This is a genomic window from Candidatus Paceibacterota bacterium (assembly GCA_035652395.1).
Classification (GTDB): Bacteria; Patescibacteriota; Minisyncoccia; order Phycocordibacterales; family CAJBRS01; genus JADGRH01.
The window spans coordinates 456,703-462,702 of the sequence record DASRDX010000009.1 but is presented as its reverse complement, the minus strand read 5'-3'; the positions used below and the strand labels follow the sequence as shown (position 1 = coordinate 462,702).

The following is a 6,000-nucleotide window of genomic DNA, read 5'->3' as shown; positions in this document are numbered from 1 at the left end:
GGTTCACCCTCACAGGCGGATGTCCAGAATCTCCAAGGACAGATCACTAATATCCAAAACAATGTTACAAACATCCAGAACAACTTCTCCACTAACGTCAACAGCCTCAATCCAATTGTGGTGGGGTTTGGAAACTCTGCTCCTGGAACGAACGCTAGTGCCGTGGGCTATTGCAATGTGGCGAGTGGAAATTGTAGTTCAGTCTTCGGTTGGCGCAATTGTGCCACTACTACCTGTGGAGTAGCGATTGGTAATTCCAATTGTGCCCTGGGAGCAGTCGGAGGATATTCGAATATTGCAATAGGAATTAGTAATGTTGCTAACGCTGCCTTTAATGGAAGTATTGCTATTGGTAATGCTAATAATACCGGATTTGTCACGGCCGGAAATTCCAGCATAGCCATAGGAAACCGTAACTGCGCCCTCGGAAATGGAGGAATAGCCATGGGGACCAATTCTTGTGCGATTGGAAATAGTTCCTTATCAGTACAGATTGAGGGATATAGTTCTGGATGTTTTGCATCTTCTTTTGGTATATGCAATACAGCTAGTGGATATCAAACTAATGCTTTTGGTTATCACAACACCGCCTCGGCTCAATACGGCAGTGCTTTTGGAAATAGCAATACTGCTTCGGGTTCTTACTCTGTCGCCGTTGGTTACGCCAACCACGCGGGAGGCGATAATTCCAATGCGTTCGGAGGTAACAACGTAGCATGCGCCCCTTTTTCAACCTCAGTGGGTTTTGGAAATTGTTCTACCGCCAATCAGTCCACTGCTCTGGGTAATCAAAATCTAGCTTCCGGCATAGCATCCACTGCTTCGGGATATTACAACTTTGCCACAGCCTGTAACTCTTCCGCTTTTGGTTTTCATAACACAACCTCTAATGCAGGCGCTACTGCTCTTGGGTTTTGTAATACAGTTTCGGGAGGTAACAGTACCGCCTCTGGTTACTACAATACCGTAGGAGGATATCGAAGTTCAGCTTTCGGTTACTGCAACACTGCCAGCGGTCAGTATCTAAGTTCAGCTTTGGGTAATTTTAATACAGCCTCTGGATACTATAGTTCTGCTTCAGGTTATTATAATCATGCTACGGGTTATCAAAGTGCGGCTTTCGGCGCAATAAATACTGCTTCGGGTTGTCGGAGTTCTGCTTTTGGTTACCACAATAGTGCTAGTGGAATATACAGCCTCGCTTCCGGTTATTCTAACAACGCTTCTGGAATCAGCAGTTCCGCTTTTGGAGCAAATAATACTGCGTCGGGTTGCCAAGGTTTAGCTTTTGGAATGAGTAACCGAGCTTGCGGTATTTCCTCTATAGATTTTGGAATAAATAATTTTTCCTCAGGAAGTAACAGTTCTGCTTTAGGTAACTGCAATGAATCATCTGGCCTTAGTTCTGCTGCTTTTGGCTACAAAGACTGTTCGAGTGGCGATAATAGCTATGCTTTTGGAGGCTATACATTAGCCAGTGGTGGTTACAGCTCCGCTTTTGGAGCGGGAACAGCTTTTGAAAATCAAAATAAAGCAACGGGAAATTGTAGCTCCGCTTTCGGCTTTACCAATACTGCCTCCGGTACCTCATCAAGTGCGTTTGGTTTTTGTAATATTGCAAATGGATGTCGAAGTTCGGCCTCTGGATATTTAAACACCGCTTCAGCCATAGGAGCTTCAGCCATAGGATTTTTAAATATAGCTAGTAGTACTTGTGCAAATGCTTTTGGTCATCGTAACATTGCCTCTGGAGGTTGTGCTTCCGCTTTTGGATATCAAAATACCGCCTCCAGCAATCGTTCGTCAGCGTTCGGGTTTTTAAATACATCTTCTAACACTTGCGCATCCGCTTTCGGTGCTCAAAACACCGCCAGCGGGTTAAGTGCTACAGCTCTTGGGCGTTTGAATAATGCCTCCGGCAATTGTTCCTCTGCTTCCGGCTATAGTAATACCTCGAGCGGTTATCACAGCTCGGCTTTTGGAGATACTAATATCGCCTCTGGCACCTCCACAACCGCAGTGGGTTTTTGTAATACGGCAAGTGGTCTCTGTTCCTCCGCCTTCGGCGCCTGCCTCACTAACGCCACCTCCTCTTCCTCACAGATAGGATATTGCAATGGCTGGCTCTCTATTAATGGAGACAAGAGCGTCCTCGCCTCAAACGGCGCCTGCCTCTCAACCGGAGGTACCTGGACTAACGCTTCAGACAGGAATCTCAAGGAGAACCTCACTCCATTAGATGGAGAAGATATCTTAAAGAAAATCAATTCTCTCCCAGTCACAGAATGGAACTACAAGAGTGAAGACTCCACAGTTAAACACATTGGTCCGGTAGCTCAAGACTTCTATGAGACCTTTCACGTTGGAAACTCCAACACCTCCATCTCCACCATTGATCCCGCCGGCATTGCTCTAGTAGGAATACAGGCTCTTTCAAAGAAGCTCGAGGATCAAAATGCTTCCACCACTGAAGCCCTAGCCTCCCTAGAGATCCGAGTCTCTTCCATTGAATCTCTCACCAATCTCGGAACTAATCACACCTCTCTTGGAGGAGAGATTCTCGGAGCTCTTCAGTCCTTTGGCGCTGAGGTAGTGGATGGTATTGCTTACTTGAAGAATGTGTTTGTGGAGAGATTGACGGTAAAGCATGTAAAAGTAGAAGAAGGGATTACCATTAAGGATAAAGTCACGGGAGACTACTATTGCATTACTATGCAAAACGGAACAATGAAGACTGACCCGGGCGAGTGTCCAGATGAATCGGCAACTTCAACCCCTACCAGTAGCGATGCAACTGGCGCACCGGGTAGTGGCACAATAATTACTACTGATTCCAACAACAATACAGTGATTGTTCCAGATAATGGGGGAGAGAACGGCGGAAGCGACCATACTGTAATAGAAGACGCTTCCTCTACTTCTTCGGTGAGTGCTTCTTCCACTGATACAGTTACGCCGGAACCAACTCCACCTGCTCCCGATACATCCACTCCATCTGCCGAAGCTTCTTCAACCTCTTCCAATTAATATTGGGAAATCAAATTCTCGATAGACCCAAACTCCTTAAATTCGCCGGCTTATTTCTTATCTCCGCTAGCCCAAATACCCTTATTTTAAGCCAAAACTTGACATCCTTTTTTAAGTGACTATACTACTCCTACCGCTTATCTAATTGCATTAAAACGCTTTTTGGAGAAGCGGCGGTTTGTTCATTGAAATTATTCATAAGTAAGAACGTATTGTCTCTATTAACCTGGAGACAGTGCAAGTCAATCTCGCGGAGCTCTGTTTCAGAGCGAAGTGGGATCACACAAAATTTAAACGATTCGAGCTGGGAAATGAAAGAAAAAATTAGCATTTTTTCTTTTGTTCCGTTCTAAAAAATTTCAAAGAAATTTTTCTTTAAAATTTAATTTTAGAGTTTGATCCTAGCTCAGGATGAACGCTGGCGGCGTGGATAAGGCATGCAAGTCAAACGGCCCAACACTTTGTTCGGCAATTCTTTTGAGAAAGAATTGATTAGCAAAGTGTTGGGCAGTGGCAAACGAGGTAGTAACACGTAGGTACTTCCCCCGAAGTCTGGAATAACTCATCGAAAGATGAGCTAATACCGGATAATCTCTAAGGAGCAAAGAATTTCGCTTCGGGAAAGGCCTGCGGGATATCAGCTAGTTGGTGAGGTAATGGCTCACCAAGGCTATGACGTCTAGGGGCGCTGAGAGGCGGATCCCCACCGATGGAACTGAGATACGGTCCATACACCTACGGGTGGCCGCAGTCGAGAATCTTCCGCAATGGGCGAAAGCCTGACGGAGCGACGCCGCGTGCAGGATGAAGTGCTTCGGTATGTAAACTGCTTTTGTCGGGGAGAAAGTTATTGATAGTACCCGAAGAATAAGGGGTTGCTAAACTCGTGCCAGCAGCAGCGGTAATACGAGTGCCCCAAGCGTTATCCGGAATCATTGGGCGTAAAGGGTGTGTAGGCGGTTTTGTTAGTCTTCTGTCAAATTCTTCGGCTCAACCGGGGGCTCGCAGAAGAAACGGCAAATCTAGAGGATGTGAGAGGTGAATGGAACTCATGGTGTAGGGGTGAAATCCGTTGATATCATGGGGAACACCAAATGCGAAGGCAATTCACTGGCACATTCCTGACGCTGAAACACGAAAGCGTGGGTAGCGAATGGGATTAGATACCCCAGTAGTCCACGCCCTAAACGATCTTCTCTAGCTTTTCGGAGTATCGACCCTCTGAGAGGCGTAGCTAACGCGTTAAGAGAAGCGCCTGGGTAGTACGGCCGCAAGGCTAAAACTCAAAGGAATAGACGGGGACTTGCACAAGCAGTGGATTATGTGGTTCAATTCGACGACAAACGAAGAACCTTACCAAGGTTAGAAATCCAAGCGAAGACAGTAGGAAACTATTGTCGTCTCACAAGGACGGTTGGACAGGTGATGCATGGCCGTCGTCAGTTCGTGGTTTGAATTGTTCCCTTAAGTGGGGTAACGAACGCAACCCTCGTCGCGTGTTATAAGTGTCACGCGAGACCACCCAGCACCATTTTTCGGCAGTAGAAATTTCTATTCGGGAAAATGGTGCTGGGGGGAAGGTGAGGATGACGCCAGGTCAGCATGTCCCTTTGATATCTTGGGCTACACACATAATACAATCGCCGCTACAACGCGACGCAAAGCCGTAAGGCAGAGCAAATCGTTAGAAAAGCGGCGCCAGTTCGGATTGAGGTCTGCAACTCGACCTCATGAAGCCGGAATTGCTAGTAATCGCGGGTCAGCTATACCGCGGTGAATACGTTCTCAAGTCTTGTACTCACCGCCCGTCAACTCAAGGAAACTAGGAGTACCCGAAGTCTCACCTCGTGTGGGCCTACGGTAAACTTAGTAACAGGGAGTAAGTCGTAACAAGGCACGGGTAGCGGAAGCTGCTCGTGGAATAATTCAAATTGAAAAACGTCCAGCACTTTGCTTGCAAAGTGCTGGGCTGAAGGTGTCGATATCGTATATCTCGATCGAGTATATGATGAATGATGATCTACATTCTGAAAGATGATCTGGCATCTGGGAAGACAGACCCGCCTTCGCTCGAAAGAGCTTCGGCGAGGTAAGAACGGAACAAAAGAAAGAATGCTAAAAAGCGGCCCGTTAGGGCCGCTTTTTCTTGGTTGACTTTCCTCGGTATATATGATAGAATATAAAAGAATGAAACTTTTTGTTTGCTATGCCTTCGCGATAGCTCTGTACTTTTACGGAGACATTCCGGCTCAAGTGGTCCGCGTGATCCAAAACAAGCCGGTCTATCCACTGAATCTTCATTAAGATTCTTGCAGCTTTCAAGGCGCTTCACTTTAGTGAAGCGCCTTTGTCTTTATTGACTTTTTATTTAGATATGGTATTATGTAAATAGGTTATGTCTTTTTATACTCATCGTATTGATCCTGATGATCAAAGTTGGGGGCGACTTTTTAAAGATGTGGGATTGTCCCTTCTCATTGGAGTAGGTTTCATCGCCCTTATGGTTGCCATCCTCCTTCTTCTTCAGGGATTCAATGCTTTATCATCTCCAACAGCGCCGTCGCATCATGCTTCGGCGCTGTCGCTTTTATTTTTCAACATTTTTTGTTATCTTTTAACTCTGTTAAATGCGCGTATAGCTCAGTTGGTAGAGCACACGACTGATACTCGTGAGGTCCTAGGTTCGACCCCTAGTGCGCGCACCAGCAACAAAAACCTAAACTGCTTTAGGTTTTTGGAGACTGGTGCGAGCCGCAGCCATGTTTTTGTAGTAACAAAAACAGGCGAGGCGGGGTCGCGGAAATTTCTGAGCGACCGGCGAGGAAATTATCTGTGACCACACTATAAATAGGGCACGTGGTGGAACTGGTATACACGTACGTTTCAGAGACGTATTCCGCAAGGATTGGGAGTTCAAATCTCCCCGTGCCCACAATGATCCGCAAGATGTGCCGGGGGCACATCGAGAGGTAA

1 protein-coding gene, 2 tRNA genes and 1 rRNA gene are annotated in these 6,000 nt (G+C 46.4%); all 4 read left to right on the top strand.

The window, feature by feature from the left end; genetic code table 11:
* The coding region (locus VFA52_02715; GenBank protein ID HZS43106.1) for a tail fiber domain-containing protein at positions 1-3,027 on the top strand (3,027 nt) is incomplete at its 5' end.
* Positions 3,028-3,410: 383 nt separating this feature from the next.
* Positions 3,411-4,959, top strand: a 16S ribosomal RNA gene (locus tag VFA52_02710).
* Between the two features lie 697 nt (positions 4,960-5,656).
* Positions 5,657-5,732: transfer RNA gene (locus VFA52_02705), tRNA-Ile, on the top strand.
* Positions 5,733-5,877: 145 nt separating this feature from the next.
* Positions 5,878-5,959: transfer RNA gene (locus VFA52_02700), tRNA-Leu, on the top strand.
* Positions 5,960-6,000: the final 41 nt, after the last annotated feature.